The 23399-nt window shown below is 47.5% G+C and carries 23 protein-coding genes and 1 tRNA gene; 14 read left to right on the plus strand and 10 right to left on the minus strand.

The annotated features are described in order from the left end of the window. Positions 1–40 precede the first annotated feature (40 nt). The 7 genes from IV40_RS04370 to yycF form a co-directional block, all read right to left on the minus strand. Complete coding sequence (locus IV40_RS04370) at positions 41–1285, minus strand: S1C family serine protease (protein WP_057769149.1); 1245 nt, start codon at positions 1283–1285, stop codon at positions 41–43. A gap of 184 nt (positions 1286–1469) precedes the next feature. Further along, entirely contained in the window at positions 1470–1724 is a 255-nt protein-coding gene (locus IV40_RS04375) for a hypothetical protein (protein ID WP_057769150.1), read from the minus strand. A gap of 124 nt (positions 1725–1848) precedes the next feature. Continuing rightward, positions 1849–2655, minus strand: a complete 807-nt coding sequence (locus IV40_RS04380) for an MBL fold metallo-hydrolase (RefSeq protein WP_057769151.1) — start codon at positions 2653–2655, stop codon at positions 1849–1851. Positions 2656–2986: 331 nt separating this feature from the next. Then, positions 2987–3787: a two-component system regulatory protein YycI gene (locus IV40_RS04385; protein ID WP_057769152.1), complete on the minus strand. Its 801-nt coding sequence runs from the start codon at positions 3785–3787 to the stop codon at positions 2987–2989. 6 nt (positions 3788–3793) lie between these two features. Further along, positions 3794–5119, minus strand: a complete 1326-nt coding sequence (locus IV40_RS04390; RefSeq protein WP_057769153.1) for a YycH family regulatory protein — start codon at positions 5117–5119, stop codon at positions 3794–3796. Continuing rightward, positions 5109–6998 carry a cell wall metabolism sensor histidine kinase WalK gene (gene walK / locus IV40_RS04395; RefSeq protein ID WP_057769154.1) on the minus strand — a complete coding sequence of 630 codons (1890 nt, stop codon included), beginning with the start codon at positions 6996–6998 and terminating at the stop codon, positions 5109–5111. Before walK ends, IV40_RS04390 begins: the two co-directional genes overlap by 11 nt. Before the next feature lie 294 nt (positions 6999–7292). Continuing rightward, positions 7293–8009, minus strand: a complete 717-nt coding sequence (gene yycF, locus IV40_RS04400) for a response regulator YycF (RefSeq protein WP_057769155.1) — start codon at positions 8007–8009, stop codon at positions 7293–7295. A gap of 229 nt (positions 8010–8238) precedes the next feature. Here yycF and IV40_RS04405 point away from each other — a divergent pair. Beyond that, positions 8239–8311: transfer RNA gene (locus IV40_RS04405), tRNA-Lys, on the plus strand. Positions 8312–8676: 365 nt separating this feature from the next. Here the strand turns inward: IV40_RS04405 and IV40_RS10720 are convergent. Beyond that, complete coding sequence (locus IV40_RS10720) at positions 8677–8814, minus strand: type I toxin-antitoxin system Fst family toxin (protein ID WP_338033650.1); 138 nt, start codon at positions 8812–8814, stop codon at positions 8677–8679. 164 nt (positions 8815–8978) lie between these two features. Here IV40_RS10720 and IV40_RS04410 point away from each other — a divergent pair, with 164 nt between their 5' ends. The 8 genes from IV40_RS04410 to IV40_RS04445 all read left to right on the plus strand — a co-directional run bounded on the left by IV40_RS04410 (position 8979) and on the right by IV40_RS04445 (position 16872). After that, a complete protein-coding gene (locus IV40_RS04410; RefSeq protein ID WP_057769156.1) occupies positions 8979–9905 on the plus strand; it encodes a hypothetical protein in 927 nt (308 codons plus the stop codon). Further along, positions 9902–11794, plus strand: a complete 1893-nt coding sequence (locus IV40_RS04415; RefSeq protein WP_156404227.1) for an L-type lectin family protein — start codon at positions 9902–9904, stop codon at positions 11792–11794. Before IV40_RS04410 ends, IV40_RS04415 begins: the two co-directional genes overlap by 4 nt. A 12-nt stretch (positions 11795–11806) precedes the next feature. Beyond that, positions 11807–12154: an LPXTG cell wall anchor domain-containing protein gene (locus tag IV40_RS04420; RefSeq protein WP_057769158.1), complete on the plus strand. Its 348-nt coding sequence runs from the start codon at positions 11807–11809 to the stop codon at positions 12152–12154. Next, positions 12141–12686, plus strand: a complete 546-nt coding sequence (locus IV40_RS04425; RefSeq protein WP_057769159.1) for a hypothetical protein — start codon at positions 12141–12143, stop codon at positions 12684–12686. The genes IV40_RS04420 and IV40_RS04425 overlap by 14 nt, the downstream gene beginning before the upstream one ends. A 41-nt stretch (positions 12687–12727) precedes the next feature. After that, positions 12728–13282, plus strand: coding sequence for a hypothetical protein (locus tag IV40_RS04430; RefSeq protein ID WP_057769160.1), 555 nt, complete (start codon positions 12728–12730; stop codon positions 13280–13282). A gap of 89 nt (positions 13283–13371) precedes the next feature. Continuing rightward, positions 13372–14364, plus strand: a complete 993-nt coding sequence (locus IV40_RS04435) for a WxLIP family cell surface protein (protein WP_156404228.1) — start codon at positions 13372–13374, stop codon at positions 14362–14364. Positions 14365–14575: 211 nt separating this feature from the next. Next, on the plus strand, positions 14576–15487 hold the full coding sequence (locus IV40_RS04440) for a DUF3737 family protein (protein WP_057769161.1): 912 nt from the start codon (positions 14576–14578) through the stop codon (positions 15485–15487). Between the two features lie 26 nt (positions 15488–15513). Continuing rightward, positions 15514–16872, plus strand: a complete 1359-nt coding sequence (locus tag IV40_RS04445) for an aldehyde dehydrogenase family protein (protein ID WP_057769162.1) — start codon at positions 15514–15516, stop codon at positions 16870–16872. 46 nt (positions 16873–16918) lie between these two features. Here the strand turns inward: IV40_RS04445 and IV40_RS10975 are convergent, their stop codons facing one another. Then, positions 16919–17050 (minus strand): hypothetical protein, encoded by a 132-nt coding sequence (locus tag IV40_RS10975; RefSeq protein WP_269082187.1) that lies wholly within the window; start codon positions 17048–17050, stop codon positions 16919–16921. A gap of 62 nt (positions 17051–17112) precedes the next feature. Next, complete coding sequence (locus tag IV40_RS04450) at positions 17113–17943, minus strand: alpha/beta hydrolase (RefSeq protein WP_057769163.1); 831 nt, start codon at positions 17941–17943, stop codon at positions 17113–17115. An 89-nt stretch (positions 17944–18032) separates the two neighbouring features. On the opposite strand from IV40_RS04450, the gene IV40_RS04455 reads away from it, so the two are divergent. The 5 genes from IV40_RS04455 (at position 18033) to IV40_RS04475 (ending at position 23328) form a co-directional block, all read left to right on the plus strand. Beyond that, positions 18033–19244: an acyltransferase gene (locus tag IV40_RS04455; RefSeq protein WP_057769164.1), complete on the plus strand. Its 1212-nt coding sequence runs from the start codon at positions 18033–18035 to the stop codon at positions 19242–19244. Further along, complete coding sequence (locus tag IV40_RS04460) at positions 19204–20745, plus strand: AMP-binding protein (RefSeq protein WP_057769165.1); 1542 nt, start codon at positions 19204–19206, stop codon at positions 20743–20745. Before IV40_RS04455 ends, IV40_RS04460 begins: the two co-directional genes overlap by 41 nt. A gap of 92 nt (positions 20746–20837) precedes the next feature. Continuing rightward, positions 20838–21650 (plus strand): ABC transporter permease subunit, encoded by an 813-nt coding sequence (locus tag IV40_RS04465; protein ID WP_057769166.1) that lies wholly within the window; start codon positions 20838–20840, stop codon positions 21648–21650. Continuing rightward, positions 21647–22369, plus strand: coding sequence for an ABC transporter ATP-binding protein (locus tag IV40_RS04470; RefSeq protein ID WP_057769167.1), 723 nt, complete (start codon positions 21647–21649; stop codon positions 22367–22369). Before IV40_RS04465 ends, IV40_RS04470 begins: the two co-directional genes overlap by 4 nt. Further along, positions 22366–23328, plus strand: a complete 963-nt coding sequence (locus IV40_RS04475) for an aliphatic sulfonate ABC transporter substrate-binding protein (RefSeq protein ID WP_057769168.1) — start codon at positions 22366–22368, stop codon at positions 23326–23328. The genes IV40_RS04470 and IV40_RS04475 overlap by 4 nt, the downstream gene beginning before the upstream one ends. Positions 23329–23399 lie beyond the last annotated feature (71 nt).

The following is a 23399-nucleotide window of genomic DNA, read 5'->3' on the forward strand; positions in this document are numbered from 1 at the left end:
CTTAAATGCACTTTTGGCATTTAAGGACCTTTTTTAATCTTTAATCAGCGGTTTTAGTCAGATGGACTTGAACTGATTTAAGGTCGCTGCCCCGATAGTAACCAAGCTTGATCGTCGCACCGACTTTATACTTGTAGAGTTCGGTGTGCAGTTCGGCCACACTCGTGACTTTCTTCCCATTAACGGAAACAATAACATCATACTTCTTGAGTCCGGCGGCACTGGCAGGCGTATTGCTGGAGACAGAACCAATAACAACCCCGCTGGTGATGCTGGATGGCAGCTTCAGAATCGACTTCTGCTGCGACGACGAAACATTCGATAAGTCTAAGACTTTGACGCCGAGAGCTGGACGCTTGACCTTTCCATCGGTAATCAATTGATCGATAATCGAAACAACTTGGTCGCTTGGAATGGCAAAGCCCATCCCTTCGACGGAGGAACCATCTGTGCTTGAGGATAATTTCATCGAGTTGATTCCAATCACTTGGCCGCCCATATTGACTAACGGACCACCTGAATTCCCAGGATTGATGGCAGCATCGGTTTGGATAACAGTCTGTTCCCCAGTTTCCTGGCCAGTATCTTCATCGGTCACAGCGACCGTCCGGCTCTTGGCCGAAACAATCCCTTGCGTGACACTAGTAGCATATTCAGAACCTAACGGCGACCCGATAGCAATGACCGGTTCGCCTGCCGTAATCGCACTGGAATCGCCAAAGGTGGCAACGGTCGAAACCTTGCTGCCGTCGATTTTAAGAACGGCCAAATCGGTCGCACTATCCGTCCCGACTTTCGTGGCGGTCAGTTTAGTTCCGTCGCTCAAAATCACTTCGAGCTTATCGGAACCGCTGACAACGTGGTTATTGGTGACAATATACGCCGATCCGTCTTCTTTTTTATAAATGACCCCAGACCCTTCGCTGTATTCTTCGAGCTTGCTAGAACTGCTGCTGCTATCCGAATTAGTATCCCCATTGGTCGTGCCGCCGCTGCCGAACAAACTGCCAAAGTCAGAATCGGAACTGTCCTGTTCCTTCTGCAAATTGATGACAGAAACAACCGCACCCTTAACCTTGTTGAAAGCTTTCGTATAGTCGCTGGTTGTTTTAACCGTGACATTACTGATTTCGGCGGTACCGGCTTTCTTCGGCACACTCGTTGTGGCTGACGACGAAACATTATTATCGATATAATGGGCTGCAACACCGCCCCCGACGCCGCCGCCAATCAGCGCTGCGACGATAGCAATCAACGTTGTTTTACCGATCCCTGAATTTGCCATTTTGTTAACCCTCCAGTTATCCTAATTGTTTATCTCTATCATACTGTCAAAATTTGAAGAATTTATGAATGAAATTGGCAAAATATTTCCGCTTTCATCCTTGCTAAGTCAAGCATACCACCAATTTTATCAAATAAAAAAGCATTCGCCTAATGCGAGTGCTTTCAGTGTTGCTGTTTCAGAGTTAATCATTGCCGATAAACTTATTGTAATCCTTCAGGAATTTGTCGTATTCATCTTCTGAATAATCGTCGTATTTGCCGGCATCATGGAGCGCACGCTTGATTTCCCAAACGGCCTTCTCGGTTTCAAACCAGCCGCGCGTCTTGTGACCCTCAGCGTCATCTGTGTTTGCCTTGGCAATTGAATCATCGAAGTTGCTCAAAATCTTGGCAATATCATCTAATGTTTGATCTTCTTTTTTTGCATAATCTGCCATAAAAATCGCTCCCTTCAAATTTCATTCTTACTGTAACACTGAATGAAAATGAATGGGTAAATAACGCCTCGCCCATTTAAAAACGCCAGTCTTAAGCTGGCTGGCGAATTTTCAAAAAACATCTTTAAACTGTGAACAATGGGTCAGCGACAGCTGGGTCTGTATCGAGAATCTTGAAATCATGGTCGACCCCCAGCCCCTGCTCCTTCATCATCGAAGCAACGGTCAGATGTGCGAGTTCCTTCATATTATTGTGCTGGCTGAGATGGCCCAAATAGATTTTCTTCGTCCGCAGGCCCATCACGTCCATGAGGGCGTTGGCCCCTTCTTCATTCGACAAATGACCTTGATCGCTCAAAATCCGCTGTTTGAGCGGCCATGGGTATTCGCCCATGCGCAGCATTTCGGTATCGTGGTTGCACTCGAACAAATAAGCTTCAGCATCCCGAATCTGGCCAGCCATGCGGTCAGAAACATACCCGGTGTCGGTCAGAACGACGAACGCCTTATCGTCATGGTGAAATTCATAAAACTGCGGATCGGCCGCATCGTGCGAAACCGAAAAACTTTCCACATCAAGGTCGCCAAACGATTTTGTTTTATTGGCTTCGAAGAAATGAATCTGGTCATCCGGAATTTTGCCAACGGTATGTGCCATTGCCTGCCAAGTTTTCTTGTTCGCATAGACCTGCAGCCCGTAACGGCGCGCTAAAACGCCGACCCCATGCGAATGGTCCGTATGTTCATGTGTGACGAACAGGGAATCGACATCCTTGATATCACGTCCAATGCTGGCCATCGCTTCCTTGATCTTTTTGCCGCTTAAGCCGGCATCGACCAAAACTTTGTGCTCCGGTGTTTCGATGTAAGTCGAATTGCCCGAGCTGCTGCTGGCCAAAACACTGACACGCATTCCAAAATCATCACTCATGCTGCAAGGCTCCCTTTTCCGTTTAATCTTTACTGATAAGAATAACGTGTTTTTGTGCAGAAATCAATTTGCATTCTCACTTTATTTTCATTAAATAACATTATCCAGCCCATGGTTATCCCGTTTCAAGGCAATCAAAAATCCTGTCGGAAAGACAGGATTTTCTGAAAAAGTTTTTAAACGTGTTCTGAAGTGCTGGCAATTCTCTTAAACGTGTTCACAAGGACAGCCATCTCGTTTAAGTCGTTCCAGCCTAAATCCTAAAATCCAGGATTTTGTCTGAAACTTTCTTAAGCCTCGATGCCTAAACGCCCTTGCTCACACTCTTTTTTTAATCATGGTTTTTCATGATTTCGCCGGAGAAGGCGTTGACGCGTTTATTGGTGACGTTTTTGGAGGCTTTGCTTTCAAGGCTGACATACCAAGCGGGAATATAGACGGTGCTGCCTTTAACATCCATCAGCTTCGTATAGCCGAGTTTCATCCCCTGAATAATCGTATTATTCGGAATTTCGTTGTGGGTGTACAGCGTATTGACGGCCTCTTTAGCCGAAATCGTGTTTTCTTTTTCCCGCAGGGTTGTGATTGTTGCCGAATAAGTCTGAATGTAGCCGGTAATCATATTCTTGTGTTTCTGGAACGTAATCTGACCATCGCCGTCCAGCAGGACACCATTGGGAACCTTCTGCGCATAAACGATTTCGGTGCTGGTTGACAGCTCCGGCACGTATTGATAGTCCTTCCCAAAGGCAACGTTATGCTTATCCTGCCGGAACTTATCAATGGCGGTCGTTGCTTGGCCGGATTTGAAATTCAGCGGTTCGACCAGACGGCTGGTCAGTGTCGTATTATTATTACTCAAAGTCACATGCTGGTTCTCTAGTTCACGCACTTGAGCGGCGAGCGCCGGCCGATTGCTGCTGGCCAGATAATAGCCCTGCTGATGTGTCTTCGCAAGCGTATGTTTAATGGAAATGCCATCGCTGCGCAATTCCGATGCCAAGCTCGTCGTCTGCGTCTGGTTGCCGGACAATTCGATTGGCTGGCGGCTCTGCTTCAGCGTCACAAACAGGAAAACATCTAGGGCGATGAAAACGGCCAGAAAAATCATTTCGATTCGTTTAAAATCCACGTCTCATCATCCCGCTTTCGTTTGTGACTGGCTATTGTTCAGCATATCTTTGTATTCAGACCATTCGCCTTGGTACTGCACATAATAGGACGGCTGAAGGTCGATAATCTGCTCATTATCAGCATCCTTGACCCAACGGTAGCCGATCTGAATATTGCTGATTTCATTAAGTTTGTAACCAGCGGCACTCAATTGATTGAGCATTGTCTGCGTGGCTGGCAAATGGACCGCCGTTTCTGTCGATGGGACTGGTACTTGCAAACTATAGGCGGAAAAATTCAAAGTGGTACTGGATTGCGATAGTTTGACCTTCACAGCGCCAAAATCAGTCTGATAGTAGATTGGGAAGCCCTCGACATAGCTGCGATACGTGACTGTGCCAGCGTTTTCGTCATAATTGACATAGCGCATATTCGTCAACGGGTTGCCAATCTTAATCAATTCGCTGTAACTGTTGGTCAGCAAATCCGACACATTCGTGATTTTTTTGTTGCTGGTGTAATCATCGTACTGAATCTGATTGGTCTTGTGATTGACCGTCAGACGCTGGTAAACGCCATCCGAATAAATCGTCTCGTCGTTGTTTTCCTTCGAATCAATCGAACCAGGATTGCTGGTATCGAGCAGATTGCTGACAAAGTAATTTTCCGACTGGTGACTCGCTAAATAGCTGTACGGCTTGATGTCGACCGTCTTCTGGTAATAAGTCAGCGGCAGATGATTCATCATTTTTTCGACCACTGGCAATTTGACATTGGCCGTCTGAATGATTTGATTGACTTTCTGAACGGAGATTCCAGCAACCCGTAATTGATACCCTTGGCGTGTCTTATCATTTAGCAGCAGCAAATACGTCCGCCCAGTCTTGCGTGTGATCAGCATGCGATTAAAGGTCGTATTTTTCCGCAGCGGAACCTTCAGTTTCTTAAAAATGCTTTCAAATAAATTGACCGTAATATTATCGGCGTACACGAATTGCAGGCTGTTTTTGCGAGCCAGCTCCTTTGTATAGGCCTTGCCGCTCATTTTAGCCAGTTTGCGGGGCTGTGAAAACGTCCAATTTTTAATTTCCGTTTCAAACCGGCTTGTCATATTGTCATGCGTGTTGTAAATCAGATATTTCTGACCGTCATTCCGCATAAAAATCTGAGTCGGTGAAAAGACTTCGTCGATGTTTTTCGTATCGGCGGTCTGTGTCGTTGACGAAGTTACGGAGCTGTTGGTGCTGCCTTCATAACGAACGCTGCTCGTCCAGATTTTCCAAGACAAGAAGAAACTAAGGAGAATCGCCAGTGTCAGGCCGACCCGTAAGAGAATGTCGTTAATTTTCATCCCAGAGGTCACCTCCATCGTCCATCGGTTCATACGGCAAAGAAATATAGAACGTCGACCCTTTTCCTTCACGGCTGTCGACCCAAATCTTGCCATGCAAAGCTTCGATAACTTCCTTCGAGATGGCCAAACCTAACCCAGTCCCGCCTTGCTGACGAGAACGGGCTTTGTCGACTCGATAGAAACGATCGAAGACTTTGTTGAGGTCTTTCTTCGGAATCCCCAAACCTTGGTCCGTAATACTCAAAATCACAAAATTATGGGTTTCCAGCAATCGGCAGGTGATGACCCCGCCGTCTGGCGAATACTTAATCGCATTGTTCATAATGTTATCAATGACCTGCATAAACTTGTCGGTATCGATTTCGACCCAGAGATCACGGTCGGTAAATTCACGTTTGATCGTATATTTCTTAGTCGGCTGATCGGCATCGATTGCATTGTTATCTTTGGCAACCGTTTCGTTATCCGTCTTGAGCATCATATCGAAACGATTCAAAATATAATTGAAGAATTCATTGATGTTGACATATTCCATTTCAATCTTGGCTGTCCCTTGATCCAAACGGGATAAACTAAGCAGATCGTTAATCATCCGAATCATCCGATCAGTTTCATCCGACGTCACCTTCAGAAACTGCGGTGCAATTTTCGGGTCTTTCCAAGCCCCGTCATTCAAGGCATCGACGTAACTGCGGACACTCGTTAGCGGGGTCCGTAATTCATGCGATACATTTGAAACGAATTCACGGCGGTCATGGTCGGCCTTCTGCTGTTCGGTGACATCATGAAGGACACAAACGAGCCCGCTGATAAAGCCTGATTCCCGCTGAATCAATGAGAATTCGGCATGGAGAATCAATTTATGCCCATCGACATCCGTCGAATCGAGCATGATTTCACTCTGGTCCTCAAGTAGATCCCGTAGATTGTAATCTTTTTCGATGCCAAGCACCTTCAAAATCGAATTGCCCAGCGTCGTTTCATTATTGACATTCAAAAATTCCTGCGCCATTTCATTGATGATGACGACGTTGCCACGTCGGTCAGTCGCAATGACCCCATCCGTCATATGGGATAAGACACTGTCCAGCCGTCTCCGTTCGGCCTCCGACGCTTCCTGAGCTTCTTCGACACGCACCGACAAGTTATTGACCGCAACAGCCAATTGACCCAATTCATCCTGCCCATAAATGTGGACTTGGCCCGAATAATCGCCCCGTGCCATTCGAATTGCCTGCCGTTTCATTTCATCAATCGGACGTGTGATCGCCCGACTGATGACGATCGACAGGAGGACGCCGAGCGCACCAGCCACTAAGGACGCTGACAAGAAGATCAGCGTAATATTATTGATATCCCGATAAACAGTTTCCATGCTGGCCCGAATGTAGATCGCCCCAATGGCAGCGTTGTTGTTGCTGTTGGGGTTAGTCAGCGGCATGATTGAGACATATGAACTGCCGCTGTTTTTGTCATAAGCCAGACTTTCGCTGTCACGGTTGCTGTAGATAACTTCCTTGATTTTAGCGTTGGTCGTCTTTTGGCCGACTTCATTGTGGCGATTGATATCACTTGTGCCGCGAATGGTCCCCTTATTATCGACAATCACAATTTCACCTAAGTTATTGATGTCGCTGACAATATTTTTGATTTTTTTGTTGGCCGTACTCGTCTTATCATTCAAAAGGTCATCGGCAATCTGTGTTTTGACATACTCCGGCACTTGAATCGACGTTTCGAATGTTTCAATATTCTGCTTTTCGAGCCGCTGCACAAAGTAGGCTCCAATGATCTCCAGTGTGATCACGAGCAGAAAGATGAACACGACCGCAATTTTAAAATGGATCGATTGGAAAAAGTGAATCTTCTTATTCATGACCCTGTTCTGCTCCTCTAAATTCGTCCTTGGTCGTTCTAATAATAAAAGGGCCGCAACAAAACCATTTGCCACGGCCAATAATGCTTGAAATGCATTGCAAATTCATTCTAGCTCATTTAAGCTAGAAATCAGCTTGCGATGCTTTATTTGAACGTATGATCAAATTTTGCCATACGAAATGTATTCAAGGAACGGGAAACTACAGTTAAGGTCGTTGTGGCAAAGTCCAAACATCTGGACGCTAGCCAAAGCTGCTTAATCCCCATTTCCGAAACGCTCCTTGTCGTGCTCTTATTTATCTGCTTCTGGGTTGCGTAAGAAGTACCCAACGCCACGCCGTGTGACCAGCCATTCTGGATGGCTAGGATTATCTTCAATCTTTTCACGAAGCCGCCGAACGGTAACATCCACTGTCCGGACATCGCCAAAATAGTCATAACCCCAAACGGTCTGCAGTAAATGCTCGCGCGTCATAACTTGGCCGATGTGCTGAGCCAAATAATGCAAAAGTTCGAATTCACGGTGCGTCAAATCAATCTTTTCGCCCCGTTTGGAAACACTATAAGCATCCGGATGAATTACTAGGTCTCCAATTTCAATATCATTATTTTCATTTTCGGCTTCCTGCGCAGAGGCTTGGCTCGTCGTCTGCCGCCGTAAATTAGCTTTCACACGTGCGATCAATTCTCGATTTGAAAAAGGCTTGGTCACATAATCGTCCGCCCCTAATTCAAGTCCCAATACCTTATCAATTTCAGAATCCTTGGCCGTCACCATGATGATCGGCATATCATGTTCCTTGCGAACCTGACGAGCCACTTCCAGCCCATCGATTTTTGGCAACATTAAATCCAATAGGATTAAGTCCGGGTTGACTTCATCCACTTGCTTAAGGGCCTCTTCGCCATCATAAGCTGTGTAAACGTCGTAACCTTCCTTGGTTAAATTAAATTTGACGATGTCAGAAATCGGTTTCTCATCGTCAACTACTAAGATTTTTTTAGCCATATCTATCCTCCTTGGATGCTTAAGTCCATTATATCGTTTTTCGTTCAGTTCGTAAAAAGTCGTTTTTAGGCACGAAACTGGCATTTCGTGAAAGCTTGATATATCAGCCTTCTTCACCCTAATTACGTGAATAATTCATTTTTTTCTCAAAAAGTCTTGCGTGGTTTCTGAAATCATGCTATTATATTTAAGTCGGCAAGGCAAGTAAGCCTTAAGCCTTTCACAACATGGGTTGTTAGCTCAGCTGGCAGAGCAACGGACTCTTAATCCGTGGGTCCGGGGTTCGATCCCCCGACAACCCATCTATACAAACGATAGCTGTTATCCAGTGGTTAAATACCGCGAGATAACAGCTTTTTTGTTACCTTGCGTGTCAATGCGTAGCAACCAATAATAAACCATCTATAAGTTAGCCTATAAGTTAGCGTATAGATCACTTAAATAAAATATACGTGGGTAGTCCATAGTGTGGCGGATGTTTTCATCCGTCTTTTTTCATACTCTGGAAATGGGTGGATGTCCTCAATCAGGATGGTTCGCATTTCATTTTATCGTGTTATAATACAAATACAGATAAAGTGTACTTGCATTGGTACACCAAAGCCCCTAGCTATTTGCGCATAGCTAAGGGCTTTTTTTACGCCTTAAAAGGTGGGTGCGTTACCTATTATTTTTTGTCGTGTGTATCTAACCAAAAGCTAAACCATGCAACAAGACAACCCACTACTAGTGGGCAGATAATAGAAAATGGTAAAAATATCATTTTAGAGCAAAAAAAGTGATTTAAATTTTGTTTTTTGAGCATTTTTTGAATGCGCTTACAATTAGGCGTTTATTTTTTCAAAAATCATAAAGATTTTTATAAATACTGACACCAAAAGTCGCAAAAAATTCGTTATGCTAGGGTCATCGATAGATAACTTGCCAAATTTCTTTGTTGAAGTGATTGCTGAAAGTAGGTGACCCCACATGCATAGTCAGATGACAACTAAAAAACAACGCTTGATTTCAGTCAGCTTGATTTTCTTGCTGCTGATGAGCGCTTTTTGTTCGCTCTTTTCGCCCCTTTTTCAAGTTTCGGCGGCAACGGAAGCCGCTAAAAATACGATCAGCGGCCAAAACATCCAGCTGATCTTCAGCAATCAAACACAAGACGACCAGACTGAATGGCATCTCACTTTCAAAGGAACGGCTTCATTGGGAAAACTGCGCTTCCAGCTGGCCGATCAAACGGATCGCCAGCCCTTAACAGCGCTGACTCAGGACAAACAGACTTTGAAAGCTGACTCGGAAGGCTATTTTGAGCTGACAGCCGACCAGTTGCAGGAGATTACCTTTACAACGCCGGCTGGAGAAACACTGCAAGCCGATGTCACCGAATCGGACCAGACCGATCCAACTTCATTCAGTGGCGTTGCCAAAGAATATTATCGGATTGCAGCCGATGCAACCGTCAGTGAAGACCCAACGGCGGCCAGTTCAACCAGTGAAAGCCAGCCAGCAGCTTCTATTAGCTCCTCCTCTAGTTCGGAAAGTTCATCCAGTTCAAGCAGCACTCCAGCCGAAAGCAGTTCGGCAACTGAATCCGATAGTCTTGGTTCAAATGCTGCCAAGCCGCTGCTGGCCAGCGATTTAACTGGGTCAGCCACCATTCCAGGTGATGCCATCGAGCTGAACGATGCCTTTTCGGCAGTTAATCAAATCGGAAACGGCTATACAACGACGACGATTAACGATGGCAGCAACAACAATATTCCATACACAGATTATCGCTCTCTGGCGGGCAAAGTTACACGTCGATCTGGTCTAAGAAAAAACTCGATTTTGCCAAATCATTTGCCGGCAAATCCTATGTCAATTTTGGGACGGAACCAGCGGACGGGTTTGCATTCGTGATGCAAAACGATCCACGTGGCGAGGCAGCGCTCACTTCAGCAGCTCAGGATTCACGTGATGGCCAGACGTTAGGAGTTTACGGTGGCGGCTCTTATAGTTATGGAACCAGCAGCATTGCCATTAAAAATTCCGTTGCAATTGAATTCGACTTGAACTCCAACCAGAATGCTGGTACCGACGGCCAGAATTTCGACTCAAAAGTCACATCTGAAAAGATGCATCTGGCGTACTCATTTCCAGGCGATGCGGCCAGCTATAGTAATCCGGACGGCGATCGAGCCGTCCTGAATCATTACGGGACATTGTCGCTAGATGGCACTCAAAACGGCAACTGGTACGAATTCCATTACGCCTACGATCACTCCTCCGGCAACTTTACCTACTATTTAAAGGACCCAGGCGGAACGACACAGACGGCAGTAACGACCATTCCTAGTGCTGCGCTTGAAAAAGAACTGCAACTCAGTGCTAATAATAACCAGGCTTACTGGGGCTTTACCGCTGCCGATGGTGCCGTTTCCGGCCAAACCAAAATTGCTTTTGCCGATCTGCCGATTGTGCAAGATATTTCGCTGACCAACGATGTTCAAAATTCCGCCGGCAAATCGATTGTCGTCCCTGCCGACGATGAAACAAAGGAACCATCCATCAGCAAAAACGACACGGCACAATTCAAAGCAGCATTTCACTATACGGCCAATTCTGCAACGACCCTCAAGGGCTTTGTGACCAATTTTGAAACAGCAGTCGTCAAACTGCCGAAAGCTTTAAGTACGACGGCAAATGCACCGACATTAACCATCACTCACAGCGATGGGACGACTACCGTTATTTCCGGCAGTGATCTGAATGCCACCGTCTCGCAAATCAATCAGAAAATTACGTTTCTCCCTAATTCTCCTGTCACTATTAAAAATGGCGATCAACTGGAATTATCCGTGACGTTGCCAATGGTCACAACCTTAACCGCCGATACGAAAACATATTTTACGAGTCACGTCACCACGTCCGCTTCAAATGTTGAAACGACCACGCCAGGCAATGCGGCCTACTTCTGGGTCACGACCGGCAATCCGACGACGCTGACTTGGGATGACACCGACAGCACGGTCAAAAATAAAATCATCAACGTTGATCAGCTGACTGACCTGACCACCAGCGGCAGTGATTGGATTGGAACGTTCTACTGGCAGGATAAAGATATTACGCCGGCGAATGCGACGTCCGAATTCAACGTCATCGTTAAAAAAGACGGTACCATTCTGAACAACACCGGCTATTCATTATCCAGCACGGCCGCTCAAAACGGCTTCTATAAAGGCGCTTTGCACATTCGGCCTGAATATTTTGCGGATGGTGTCAACACCTTTACCATCGCCATTTATCCGAAAGGAGTGTCCAGCGGCACGCCGCTTGATACTTTGACCGTCACTTTCAATGTCGGCGGCGATCTTTCCTTCGAAGTGCTGACCGGCCAATCCGGAACTGATCCGTTGTCATGGACCGACCGCACCGTCAGCGAAACTAAGAGCGACGCCTTGGCCCGTGACGCCGACAACACCATCCAATTCAAAGTTGATGATGCGCGACAGGCCGACCGAAACTGGGCGATTCATGCATCGACTACAACGGTTGATGGCGCCGCTGCCGTCCCGTTTTCCTTGGGCTGGCGAGATGCTGCGACAGGCAGTCTGACCGATTTGGCAACAAATCCGATTGTCTTTTCCAGTACTAGCGGCGGGACGGTTACTGGCAACCTGACCACCTCAAAAACATGGTCTAACGATGCCGGCGTTTTAATCGATAGTCCTGATTACTTGTCTGTCGGCGATTACAGCAATCGCCTGCAAGTAAATTGGCGCTTGTACAACACGTCAAACCCAGAATAGGAGGCGCTCACGATGAAAAAATGGTTGTTTAGCCTTTTAGCGCTGCTGATCATGGCGGTAGGATTGGCAGCGCATCCGACTCGGGCCAGCGCTGTGGATCGCAATCAGCAATCCGTCACCGTCGACCTAGAGGCGCCTAAAACGACGCCGCCAACAGATACTGATGGAGCCGGCCGCAATACTGCCCATAAAAACGATGCTTCTGGAACGATTCAAGGCCAGCTTGAGCAAGTCATTCATGGTATTCTTCCGCAAACCGGTGAACAAACCAGTTTCTGGCTGGCCTTTCTAGGTACACTGCTCCTAGTGGGAACCGTACTCCTGATTCTGGAAAGGAGGCGACCGTATGAAAGTTCCTAAGTATCTGCTCCTGTTGACGCTGATGCTGCTGTGCCAAACAAGCCAGCCGGTTGCGGCCGCCTCAAACAGCACGTCCGTCAAGATTGCGATCACCCCGCAACCGCTTGAAATTACCAGTACGACCGTCCCCAAATTTAGCGGCCGCATCCACACTGATCAAACGCAAACGCTGGTTTCGCGCCAGCCGTTAACAATCAAAGTCAATGATCAGCGGACCCGTCAGACCAATCCATGGATGCTGCGTTATCAAATTTCAGCTTTTAAAAATGGCACGCACAGCCTTGGTAATGAGGTCCATCTCAAGATCGGTCCAGGGCTCCTGACGACTAGTGCACCCGCTGATTACCAGGCCCAATCGCTCAATCTGCTTCCTGGGCAAACTCAGGAATTGGTTCAGGCGCAGACCCAGCCGGACACATCTGAGTACCAGGTGGCTGCGGATGCGATCACCTTAGAGATTCCGGCGAATGCGCAAGCAGGTCAATATCAGGCTTTACAGACAATTACGCTATTGGATGTTCCAAACGTTTAAAAACTTAAAAGAAGTCACCACCAAATTGGAGGAATTTAATCATGAAAGCAACTAAATTATTCGGCTTAGGCCTCGCAAGTTTAATGGTTTTTGGATTTACTGCTTCTAATGTGCATGCGGCGGGTGTCGTTGGGACAGATGCAACGACAACAAATGTTACGATCAAAGATGCCGATACGGCTAATCTCATTCTGAAATCGACACCCTCCCTCTTTTCATTTGAAACGTCATTGAATGACACTGGTTCGTACACCCTTGCTGGGACGAATAAGGACAATGAACAAATCGTCGTTTACAACGATAAGAGCGACCAATCTTGGACTGTTTCAGCAGCCTTGACCGATAATTCCTTAACCGCAACTAGCGGGACTTATACCGTTTCCACCTTAAGCTTTAACGGTGGCGATGCAATCGGAACAGGGGCAAGTAACGTAGTGGCAACGAACCCAACTGGGGCTACTAACTCTGGGACAATCGGAACTGACATCGAAGATTTGTCGATTACATTCTCGGATCCAAACGGAACCCTGAAATCAGGCGACACCCTGACAGGAACAATCAATTACACTTTAAATAACGTGACTGATCCTGCTTAACCTGTCCCACCCAAAAAGGCCAGCCCCTCATCGGTCTGGTCTTTTCTGCACAAAACGGTTCTCTATTTTCACATAAAGGAGTGTTTGCATTGAGAAAATTTGTTTGGTTGATCATGATGCTGTTTGGAGGTGTTCTTGGCACGATCGGAACGACTCAGGCAGCGTCGACTGAAGAAGTCGGCTATAACATTCAAGCGGTTATTCCTGAGAATCAAGTCGATCAAAAAAATTCCTACTTTGATTTGCGCATGCAGCCTAAGCAGGAAGAGACAATCCAAGTCATTGTCAATAACACCTCAAACACGAAAGGCACTTATAAAATCAAGGTCAATCAAGCATATACAAATGCTTCTGGTTTTATCGACTATGCCCAAGCTGTTCAGCCCGATAAAACGCTGCGTTATCCCATCGGCAAGCTGGTATCAGCGCCCAAATCGATAACCGTTCCGGCCAATTCATCGAAGAAATTCAGCTTGAAGATTAAAATGCCGGCCAAACAGTATGATGGCCAGATTCTGGCAGGCATTCAAGTCAATAAAGTTCTAAAGAAACAGAAAAAAGGAATCAGCAACGCTTATGGCTACGTTCTGGGCTTGAAACTGACTGAAACTGATAACGAAGTCGCACGCGACTTGAAACTTGTGGCAGTCAAGCCAGCTGCCAAATTCGGCAAAACCAGTGTAGTCGCCGTCTTACGGAATCCAACCATGGATGCTTATGGTCACTTGAAGTACAAGGCTAACATCACGTCCTTGGCGACCAACAAGACCATTTACCGCAAGACGTACGATAATAATATGCAGATGGCCCCGAATTCAACCTACGATTTTGCCATGACCATCGGCAAACGACTGAAGGCTGGTAAATACAAACTGGAGCTGACCGTTTCAGATGCCAAGAATAATAAATGGACGTTCGCCAAGCATTTCACCATCACTCAGAAGCAGGCTGATACCGTCAACAACGCCACGATTGATCAGGGCAAACCATCTTACACGTGGCTCTACATTCTGCTGGGTGTCATCGCTGCTCTATTGCTCATCGTCATTCTCCTCCTGCTGAAACGCCGCAAAGAAAAATAACGGTTTCATCACGAAAGAGGCGCAAATAATTCGCTATTTGCGCCTCTTTTTGTGTCCTCAGCTTAACGTTTCCTTAGCGTTTATCACAAAACATTCACAATTTGCCCAATAAATAAACTTATTTCTGCCTAAAAAAGGTCTTGTTTACCGTTTAAAGTTGTTCTTATCGATAAGAACAAAATAACTTTTAAACACACAGGGGGTCTTTCTTATGACAGAAGAAATCAATCAACAATACTTTGCAGGTGAACGGTCTTTATTTGGTGCCAACGATCTTAAAATTAAAAATTCAGTTTTCTTGGGCGGTGAATCGCCGTTAAAGGAAAGCAGCAACGTTGAGGTCGATTCATCGACTTTCACCTATAAATACCCATTATGGGAAAGTACCAATGCCATCGTCCGGAATTCCAAAATCGAGGCCGCTGCACGCGCCGGCTTCTGGTACGACGATGGTTTGACGGTCACCAATTCCGTTTTTATGGGACCGAAGGAAATCCGCAATTCCAAACACATTAAATTGGAAGACGTTTATTTCTCCGATGGCGAAGAAACGTTATGGAACTGCGAGGATGTCAATCTCAAGAACGTCCAGGTCAAAGGCGACTACTTCTGCCAGCACAGTAAGGATGTTTACGTCGACAACCTGACCCTCGATGGGAAATATGCTTTTGACAGCTGTGAAAATGTCGAGGTCCACAATTCCAGAATGATGTTCAAAGATACTTTCTGGAACTGCAAGAATGTCACCATCTACGATTCCTTCTTAAGCGGAAAGTACCTGTCCTGGCACGCTGAAAACATTACCTTCATCAACTGCACCATCGAAACCGAACAAGGTTTATGCTACCTCGATCATTTAACGATGAAGAATTGTGTGATGACTAATTCCGACCGTGCATTCGAATACAGCAGCAATGTTGACCTTGAAATCAATTCACGGATTGAAAGCGTCAAGAACATCAAGAGCGGCGTGCTCAAAGCAGATTCCATCGGCAAACTCGTCATGGATCCGGCCAAAGTCGACGTTTCACAGACACAAATCATTTGTACGAATATCGAAGAAAATACCGATCACACCGAAGATGATGATTCGAATGTGATCGAACATTATCAAAACGTTTAAGGATAACGAATCAGGGGGGTGTCGCAATGAATATTGAAATTACAGATCCATACACCGGGCAACGCTACAAAACGTTTCCGCAGAGTTCGCCGGAACAAGTTGCAACGGCGTTACAGAACGGCGCAGCGTATTTTGAAACGGCGTTACAACAATCGCCGCAGGAACGCGCCGCACAGTTACTGACACTAGCGCAGCTGTTTCGAGACCGACAGGATGAGTTAGCCACCGAAGCCACCCATAATATGGGCAAACTCTTCCGTGAAGGCCAAGGCGAAGCACAAGCAGCGGCCAACATCGCCGAATATTATGCCCAGCATGGGCCGGCGTTTTTGCAAGATCGGCCGTATAACATCGACGGGCAGCATGCCAGCCTCGAATATACAGCGACCGGCATCATTGTCAGTGTGGAACCCTGGAATTTTCCGTACACCCAAGTGATGCGTGTCTTTGCGCCGAACTTCATCCTTGGTAATCCGATTATCCTGAAACATGCTGCAATCGTCGGCGGATGTGCCGCTTTGTTCGAACAATTGGTCGCAGCAGCTGGCATGCCAACCGGCGCCTTCAAAAATTTATTCTTGAGCCATGATCAAGTGGATAAATTGCTGGCCGATCCACGTGTCCAAGGCGTTGCGCTGACGGGTTCGGAAGCAGCTGGACGTTCGATCGCCGCAATGGCCGGCCATAATCTCATTAAAAGCACCCTTGAGCTCGGCGGCAGCGATGCCTTCGTTGTCTTAGACGATGCCGATATTCCCGCCGCCGTTGAAGGCGCAACGGTCTCCCGATTGCGAAATGCTGGTCAAGTTTGCACTTCGGCTAAACGTTATATCGTTCGTAAAGAAGTCGCCGCTGATTTCATTGCCGGCATCAAGCACAATTTTCAAACTCAAATTCTAGGCGATCCAAGCGACCCAGCAACCACACTAGCGCCCCTTTCGTCCCGCAGTGCCCGTGATACCCTGCAGAAACAAGTCGATGCTGCGGTTCAAGAAGGCGCCCAAATCGTCGTCGATGGCGGTGCCGTTGCTGGTACGAATTTCTTCAAACCAATCGTCCTCAGCAATATCACCCCTAACAATCCCGCTTCACAAACCGAATTCTTTGGGCCCGTTGCCCAGCTCTACATCGTTGATTCCGATGAAGAAGCGATTCGAGTGGCCAATGCCACCCCGTATGGATTAGCTGGAGCCGTTTATTCGCAGGATATCGAACGTGCTCAAAATGTCGCCCGCCAGATGATTACCGGCCAAGTCTTCTTGAACCGGCCATCCGTCGGCGTCCCGCAGCTGCCGTTCGGCGGGGTTAAAAATTCCGGTTATGGCCGTGAAATGAGCGACCTGGGTATCCTTGAATTTGCCAATCAAAAAATCGTTGTCCACTAAAAAAAGGACCAAGTCCAACGACCTGGTCCCGCTATCAAATCTCATCTTAACGACGGTGCTGTTGTGAAGGCTGCTGTTCGGTGATTCGAACTGGGACAGCTTGCCGCTGGTTCCATTGCGGAACAACCAACAGTGCACCGACTGAAATAACTGCTAAAACACCTAAAAGAGTCAACATGAGTCATCCTTCTTTCTAGTTGCATGCCAACATTCTAATCCTTTCGGCCGCAAAAGCAAACTTTAATGAATCTGCCACACAAAATCGAGCGCCTTCTTCTGAACGACCTCATTATAACGTGGCAAACGGCTGTGCTGGGCATTCGCACCATGGGCAATGAACGTTTGGTCGCTCTTGATGCGGCTGTGCAGGGCGTAATGCAAGGATAACGCCGATGTTTCGGTAATGACGCCGTCTGAATGCGACCCATTATCAAGATTACCGGCAATCGATAGTACGTGCACTCCCTTGGGGAAGTTTTGAGCATTGTCGATGACCTGCTGGTATTCCGGCTTGATCACATTAGGACGGCCGTTACGGTCCGTTTCAGTCGCATCGACGCCGTGATCCCGCCAAATGGCCCCATCAAACGGGCCGGCGATTGTCACCAGCCGTTTTAATCGAGCGACTTGATGCGGATGTTCGGCGGCCATGATGATGGCTTCGCAGCCACGTGAATGGCCGATTGCATTGTAACTAGTCACGCCGTAACGCTGGTTGAGTTCTCGCAAGAGTTCGTCGAGCCAGTCGCCTTCACGATTCCAGTTGGCATGATTGTCTTTGAAGATTACCTGAACCATCGGCCGCTTCAAACTTTTCGGCCATTTGCCAATCAGCTGAATGCGGTCAGGAGTGATTACTGCCACCAAAGCACGGTGTGCATGGTCTTCCCATTGTGCCTTGGCAATCATATTATCGAAAGAGCCAGGGCCACCATTTAAACCATGCACAAACAAAGTCGGCCGCTGCCGTCTGACAGTCACCGAATCGGCATGAACCTGCTCAGTCGGAACGATCAGGCAGACCAAAGCGATCAGCAATAAGCATAATTTTCGAACGGAAGGTCGTTTCATGTGTCCCATCTCTTTTCAAATTCAGTTTAACATGGTTTGTATTTTTCATAAGTAATGTTGCTTTTATCAATCACACTGGGGGGATGTGAGTGAATACCACACCAACGAAAAAAAAGAAAAAGCCGTATCTATATGAAGTCGACCTCATGCGCGTCATTTTCATCTTCGGCGTATTGCTAAATCATACCACTTCTGCCTTTGCCGGCAGCATGGGAAGTGCCTCATGGGAGAAAACGTTACTAAATTCGACCCATTTGATGCTTCATTTTACCCGCATGGGCTTCATGTTCATGACTGGCTTGGTTCTTTTTCTCAACTATTATCACCGTCCAGAACAAAACTGGTGGGCTTTTTGGAAGAAACGCTACACCAGCGTCGGCATCCCGTATCTTGCTTGGAACGCCATCTTGGTCGCCGGCCTAATCTGGGGAACAAGCGGCTCATTCAGCGGTTTTTGGAGTCAATTCAGCGACGCCGTCATCCATGGGAACCGATTCTATCTCTACTACGTGTTCGTCACGTTCCAGTTGTACCTGATTTTCCCGCTGATGATCTGGCTATTCAAAAAAACGGAAGGTCATCATATTCAGCTGATGGTCGTTAGTTTCCTCTTGGAACTGCTGATGCTGTTCACCGTCAAATATGGTTATCCGCATTGGAATACCGCCAGCTGGCCGTACATCTTCCGTGCCTATGGGCTCAATGTCCTGATCTACGAAATGTATTTCATGGCTGGTGCCTATGCCGCCATTCATTACAAAGCCGTTTTGGCCTTCTTGAAGCAGCACAGCCGCATCATTTTAGGAATTACCGCCGTCTTATCGCTTGGGACCATCGGCCTGTATTGGTTCGACCTCAAGGTGCTTGGTCTTGATATGACGCATACCGAAACACCCCAGCAGCCGTACATTATGATCTACGCATTATTTATGGTCGCCGTTGTCTTCATCGTCGGCCTCAAATACGCACAGCATCGGGCTCGGGGAATCAATCCGAAAGTGGAAAACTTCATCCATATGGGGGCACGTGTTTCCTTTGGGATTTACTTGGTTCAGACGATTCCACTCGTTCTTTTAGATGGCATCTTAGGCCAAGCGGCTCGTTTCATTCCGGATTGGGGACTCTTATTACTGATTCCAATCGGATACGCCTTCGTCTTAGGCGGTTCATATCTGATTTCATTATTCTGTTACTACGTATGGCCATTTGGGTGGCTGATCGGTCGGCCTCAAAAAAAACGCCCTTGGAAAGGAGTCGCACATGACAAAACTAACACAAGCACTTCAAAAACAACTGATTGATTTTCCGAATCGTCCCTTAATCAAGGAGGCCTCCGAAGCCGACTGGCACACTGGCGCACAATTTGCCGCTGATGTCGCCCACCTCGAACAGGCTTACACCGATGCTAAAATCGGCGCTCATGACCTCCTGCTCGTCTGCCTCAGCAATTCGACAGCATATCCTGAATTGATGCAATCGATGTGGGATCGTGGCATCGCTGTTCATCCGATTGCCGGCAACACCCCTGTCGCCGAACTTCTCAACGAGTGGCACGAACAGGATTATACAGCGATGGTCGTCGATAACCATTTGCGGGATGCTTTGATGACGGCTGAAAATCTGACCGCCGAAGCCCTCAACATCGACACCAACCCGAACCTGAGTCTCCTTGTCGATACAAAACGCGTTGAGAATCGGATTCAGTCGCCTGCAGCACCGATTCTTGAAGATGATTTGGCCTTAATCTTGAATACCTCTGGAACGACTGGCAAGCCGAAACGAGTCGGCCTTTCCCACCGGCTGATTTACAACGCCGGCCGCCATAACGCCGCCAGCCAGTCGATTACCGACCAGGATACGACCATGATTGTGATGCCGATGTTCCATATCAACGCCCAAGTGATGGCGGTCGTCACCACCCGACTTTCCGGCGGCAAAATTGTTGTCACACCGAAGTTCAGTGCCAGCCATTTCTGGCAGCAATGCGCTGAAAACGACGTGACCTGGGTCGCTGTCGTTCCGACGATTGTAACGATTCTATTAATCAATCAGAACGCCAATGCCCAGTACGAGCAATATCAGGACCAGCTGAAACTGCGGTTTGTCCGGAGCTCATCCTTCTCGCTGCCGGAAGACAAATTTACCGCCTTCGAGAAACGTTTCCACACCCAAATCCTAGAAGGCTACGGCATGACCGAAACGGCCAGTCAGGTGACGATTAATCCAATCGATGCACCCGTTATCGGCTCAGCCGGCAAAGTTTACGGCACCGATTTGGCCATCTACACAGACGGTCAGTTTACAACCGCACCGAACGTCTCCGGTGAAATTGCCGTCAAGGGCGACCACGTCATCAGCCATTATATGGATGGCGAACATGATTCCTTCAAAGACGGCTGGTTTTTGACCGGCGATCTCGGTTATGTCGATGAAAAAGGCTACCTGTTCGTACAGGGCCGCAGCAAAGATATGATCAGCCGTGGCGGTGAAAAAGTCGCTCCCGCTTATGTCGAAAATGCTCTCAATAAATTATCGTTCATCAAAGAGTTGGCGGTTATCGGCCTACCCGATCCGATTCATGATGAAGCCGTCACCGCTGTGATTGTGCCTAAGGTTTGGGACCCTAGCCAGGAACAAGCTTGGCAAGATGCGTTATTTGCCTTTGCCCAACAGAAACTGGCCAAGTATGAACAACCAACCTTGGTGTACTTCATTAAGGAATTCCCAGTCAATAACACCGGCAAAGTGCTGCGGGCCGAGCTCAAACAGCAGATTTTGCAGCAGCAGGTGAGCAGTTGTTAAACCAGCCGTAAAGGACCTGAACCGTTCCCATTAAGACCTGTTCAGATCTTTTTGTGTTTGCTTTTTAGCCAGAATAAAGGAGTCGAATCAGTATGGAAAATGTATCCCCAGTGGCGGCTGTTACCCCCAAGAAAAAGAAAATGAACTGGAATCGCCTGCTTCCATGGGTCCTGCCAGTCTTAATCATCGGTGGCTGGCAGCTCGCCAGCAGTACCGGCTTTCTAGCAAGCAAAACGTTCCCATCGCCAGTGGCTGTCTTCCAAGATGGGGTCGCTTTAGCGCAAGCAGGCACATTGCAGCGTAATATTGCGATCAGCCTGTATCGGGCTACAATGGGGCTGCTGATCGGCGGTTCGATCGGGTTTGCACTCGGCGTCTTGAATGGCGTCTCAAAATTATCCCGTAACCTGACCGATACCTCGATCCAAATGCTGCGGACGATTCCCCATTTATCCCTGATTCCTTTGGTCATCCTAGCCATCGGGATTGGTGAACCGGCTAAAATTTCATTAGTCAGCATCGGCGTTCTCTTTCCCGTTTATATCAATACTTTGCATGGCATTCGGTCCGTCGATCCGAACTTAGTCGAAATGGGAACTTCCTATGGACTCTCCAAATGGGAAATCTTCACAAAAATTATTTTTCCTGGCGCCCTGCCGACAATTTTGATGGGCTTGCGCTATGCATTAGGCGTCATGTGGACGACCTTGATCGTCGCCGAAACGATTGCTTCCGACTCCGGAATTGGTTATATGGCTACCAATGCCGAAGATTTTATGGATATGGAAACGATTATTTTATGTATCGTGATTTATGCGCTATTAGGCAAATTATCCGACCTGATTGCCAAGAACCTTGAAATCTTGGCGTTAGGCTGGCGGCAGGCAAAGGAGGCCCAACAATGACAACGACAACTGCAGCACAACCCTTACTGACGATTAACGATTTGGGTAAACAGTATGGTCCAAAAGTCGTCCTCCGTGACGTTAACTTAACCATTCAGCAGGGCGAATTTGTCGCCTTGGTCGGCATGAGCGGCGGCGGGAAAAGTACCCTGCTGCGTCTGATCGCTGGGCTTGAAAAAATGTCGACGGGCACGCTTACCTATCCTGATGTGGCGCCTGTGATTCGCGTCATGTTTCAGGATGATCGGCTGCTTCCTTGGATGACGGTTCGTCAGAATATCACCTTCAAACGGAACGATGCCGCTTTGCAAGCCCGCAGTCAGAAAATGCTGGCCCGTGTCGGGCTCGAAAAGTGGGCGGATCAGTATCCAGCCCAATTATCCGGCGGCCAAAAACAGCGTGTTGCCTTGGCACGGGCTCTAATGGCGAAGCCGCAATTATTGCTGCTCGATGAACCCTTAGGTGCGCTGGATGCTCTAACCAGACGCAAAATGCAAGACTTGATTCTGCAAGTGTGCCAAGAAGAACAATTAACGACCATTTTAGTGACCCATGATGTGGAAGAAGCCGCTCGCATGGCCGATCGGACCATTGTGATCAAAGACGGGACCAACCGTTATGCTGAAAAGGGCCCTGACAAAGACGATCCTGCCGCTGTTGGTGTCGTAGCCGACCAGATTCTCCATGACATTATCGATCCGGAAGGAGGCCCGGCATGAGTCGTACCGTTCGAAAAATCGGCCTCTTCGTTTTCCTGCTGGCTTGGGTCGCCGTTGCCATCTACGGTTACCATGAAATTCATGGCAGCAGTTCCGGCTTAACCACGATCACAATTGGTTATCAAACCGCTGATCCTGTCGACATTGCTCGCCAACGGGGTGATTTCGCCAAGAAAATGAAACAAAAAGGCTATCACGTTGTTTTTAAGAAATTTCAAGATGGCGCTTCTGAAATGCAAGCCCTGAAATCCGGCAGTATTGATTACGCTCGCATCGGCGATACACCGCCAGTCACCGCCCTTTCTTCCGGGACCGACCTTGTCTATGTTGCTTCCGGTTCATCGAAGGCGAAAGGCTCTGGCATCCTCGTCAAAAAAGGTTCCGGCATCACATCCATCAAGGATTTGAAAGGCAAACGAGTCGCTTATACGAAGAGCACGAGTTCTCATTTTCTGCTTCTGAATGCGCTCAAGAAAGCTGGGATGTCATCTAGCGATATCAAGTGGGTCAATCTGGATCAATCCGCCGCCAGTGTTGCGTTCAACAAAGGCAAAGTCGATGCTTGGGTCACGTGGGATCCGATGACCGCCACCGCTGAGCTCGATCAGAATGCCACCCTCCTTGAAACTGGCGAAAACGGCGTCAGCTCTAATCGTGACTACATCTTAGCCACGAAGAGCTATGCCGCCGACCATACCGACACCTCCAAACTGATCATCAATTATCTGGAGGACGATATGAAGTGGGCCAATAACCATCACACCAAGCTGATCACCATGCTCAGCAAGTCGCTGGGACTTTCGAAGAAGGTCGTCAAGAAGATGGTTGAGCGGCGCACTTACGCCATGGGCAAGATGAGCACGACCGCCATCAAAGAAGAACAAGAAATTGCTGACACCTTCTACGCAGAAGGTTTAATCAAAAAGAAGGTCACGATTAAAAATCATGTGGCTGATTAAGCAGTATTCACACTCCGATTTTATTTCAATCGGGGTGTTTTTTTAATGAATTCGTTTGCATGCTAACTATT

It is taken from the genome of Lactobacillus selangorensis (assembly GCF_001437205.1).
GTDB classification, from domain to species: domain Bacteria; phylum Bacillota; class Bacilli; order Lactobacillales; family Lactobacillaceae; genus Paralactobacillus; species Paralactobacillus selangorensis.

Bases quoted from the DNA above. Each gene is read 5' to 3' on its own strand.
- IV40_RS04370 (WP_057769149.1), bottom strand. From the start codon at position 1,285: ATGGCAAATTCAGGGATCGGTAAAACAACGTTGATTGCTATCGTCGCA.
- IV40_RS04375 (WP_057769150.1), bottom strand. From the start codon at position 1,724: ATGGCAGATTATGCAAAAAAAGAAGATCAAACATTAGATGATATTGCC.
- IV40_RS04380 (WP_057769151.1), bottom strand. From the start codon at position 2,655: ATGAGTGATGATTTTGGAATGCGTGTCAGTGTTTTGGCCAGCAGCAGC.
- IV40_RS04390 (WP_057769153.1), bottom strand. From the start codon at position 5,119: ATGAAAATTAACGACATTCTCTTACGGGTCGGCCTGACACTGGCGATT.
- walK (WP_057769154.1), bottom strand. From the start codon at position 6,998: ATGAATAAGAAGATTCACTTTTTCCAATCGATCCATTTTAAAATTGCG.
- yycF (WP_057769155.1), bottom strand. From the start codon at position 8,009: ATGGCTAAAAAAATCTTAGTAGTTGACGATGAGAAACCGATTTCTGAC.
- IV40_RS10720 (WP_338033650.1), bottom strand. From the start codon at position 8,814: ATGCTCAAAAAACAAAATTTAAATCACTTTTTTTGCTCTAAAATGATA.
- IV40_RS04410 (WP_057769156.1), top strand. From the start codon at position 8,979: ATGCATAGTCAGATGACAACTAAAAAACAACGCTTGATTTCAGTCAGC.
- IV40_RS04420 (WP_057769158.1), top strand. From the start codon at position 11,807: ATGAAAAAATGGTTGTTTAGCCTTTTAGCGCTGCTGATCATGGCGGTA.
- IV40_RS04425 (WP_057769159.1), top strand. From the start codon at position 12,141: ATGAAAGTTCCTAAGTATCTGCTCCTGTTGACGCTGATGCTGCTGTGC.
- IV40_RS04430 (WP_057769160.1), top strand. From the start codon at position 12,728: ATGAAAGCAACTAAATTATTCGGCTTAGGCCTCGCAAGTTTAATGGTT.
- IV40_RS04440 (WP_057769161.1), top strand. From the start codon at position 14,576: ATGACAGAAGAAATCAATCAACAATACTTTGCAGGTGAACGGTCTTTA.
- IV40_RS04445 (WP_057769162.1), top strand. From the start codon at position 15,514: ATGAATATTGAAATTACAGATCCATACACCGGGCAACGCTACAAAACG.
- IV40_RS10975 (WP_269082187.1), bottom strand. From the start codon at position 17,050: ATGTTGACTCTTTTAGGTGTTTTAGCAGTTATTTCAGTCGGTGCACTG.
- IV40_RS04450 (WP_057769163.1), bottom strand. From the start codon at position 17,943: ATGAAACGACCTTCCGTTCGAAAATTATGCTTATTGCTGATCGCTTTG.
- IV40_RS04460 (WP_057769165.1), top strand. From the start codon at position 19,204: ATGACAAAACTAACACAAGCACTTCAAAAACAACTGATTGATTTTCCG.
- IV40_RS04465 (WP_057769166.1), top strand. From the start codon at position 20,838: ATGGAAAATGTATCCCCAGTGGCGGCTGTTACCCCCAAGAAAAAGAAA.
- IV40_RS04470 (WP_057769167.1), top strand. From the start codon at position 21,647: ATGACAACGACAACTGCAGCACAACCCTTACTGACGATTAACGATTTG.
- IV40_RS04475 (WP_057769168.1), top strand. From the start codon at position 22,366: ATGAGTCGTACCGTTCGAAAAATCGGCCTCTTCGTTTTCCTGCTGGCT.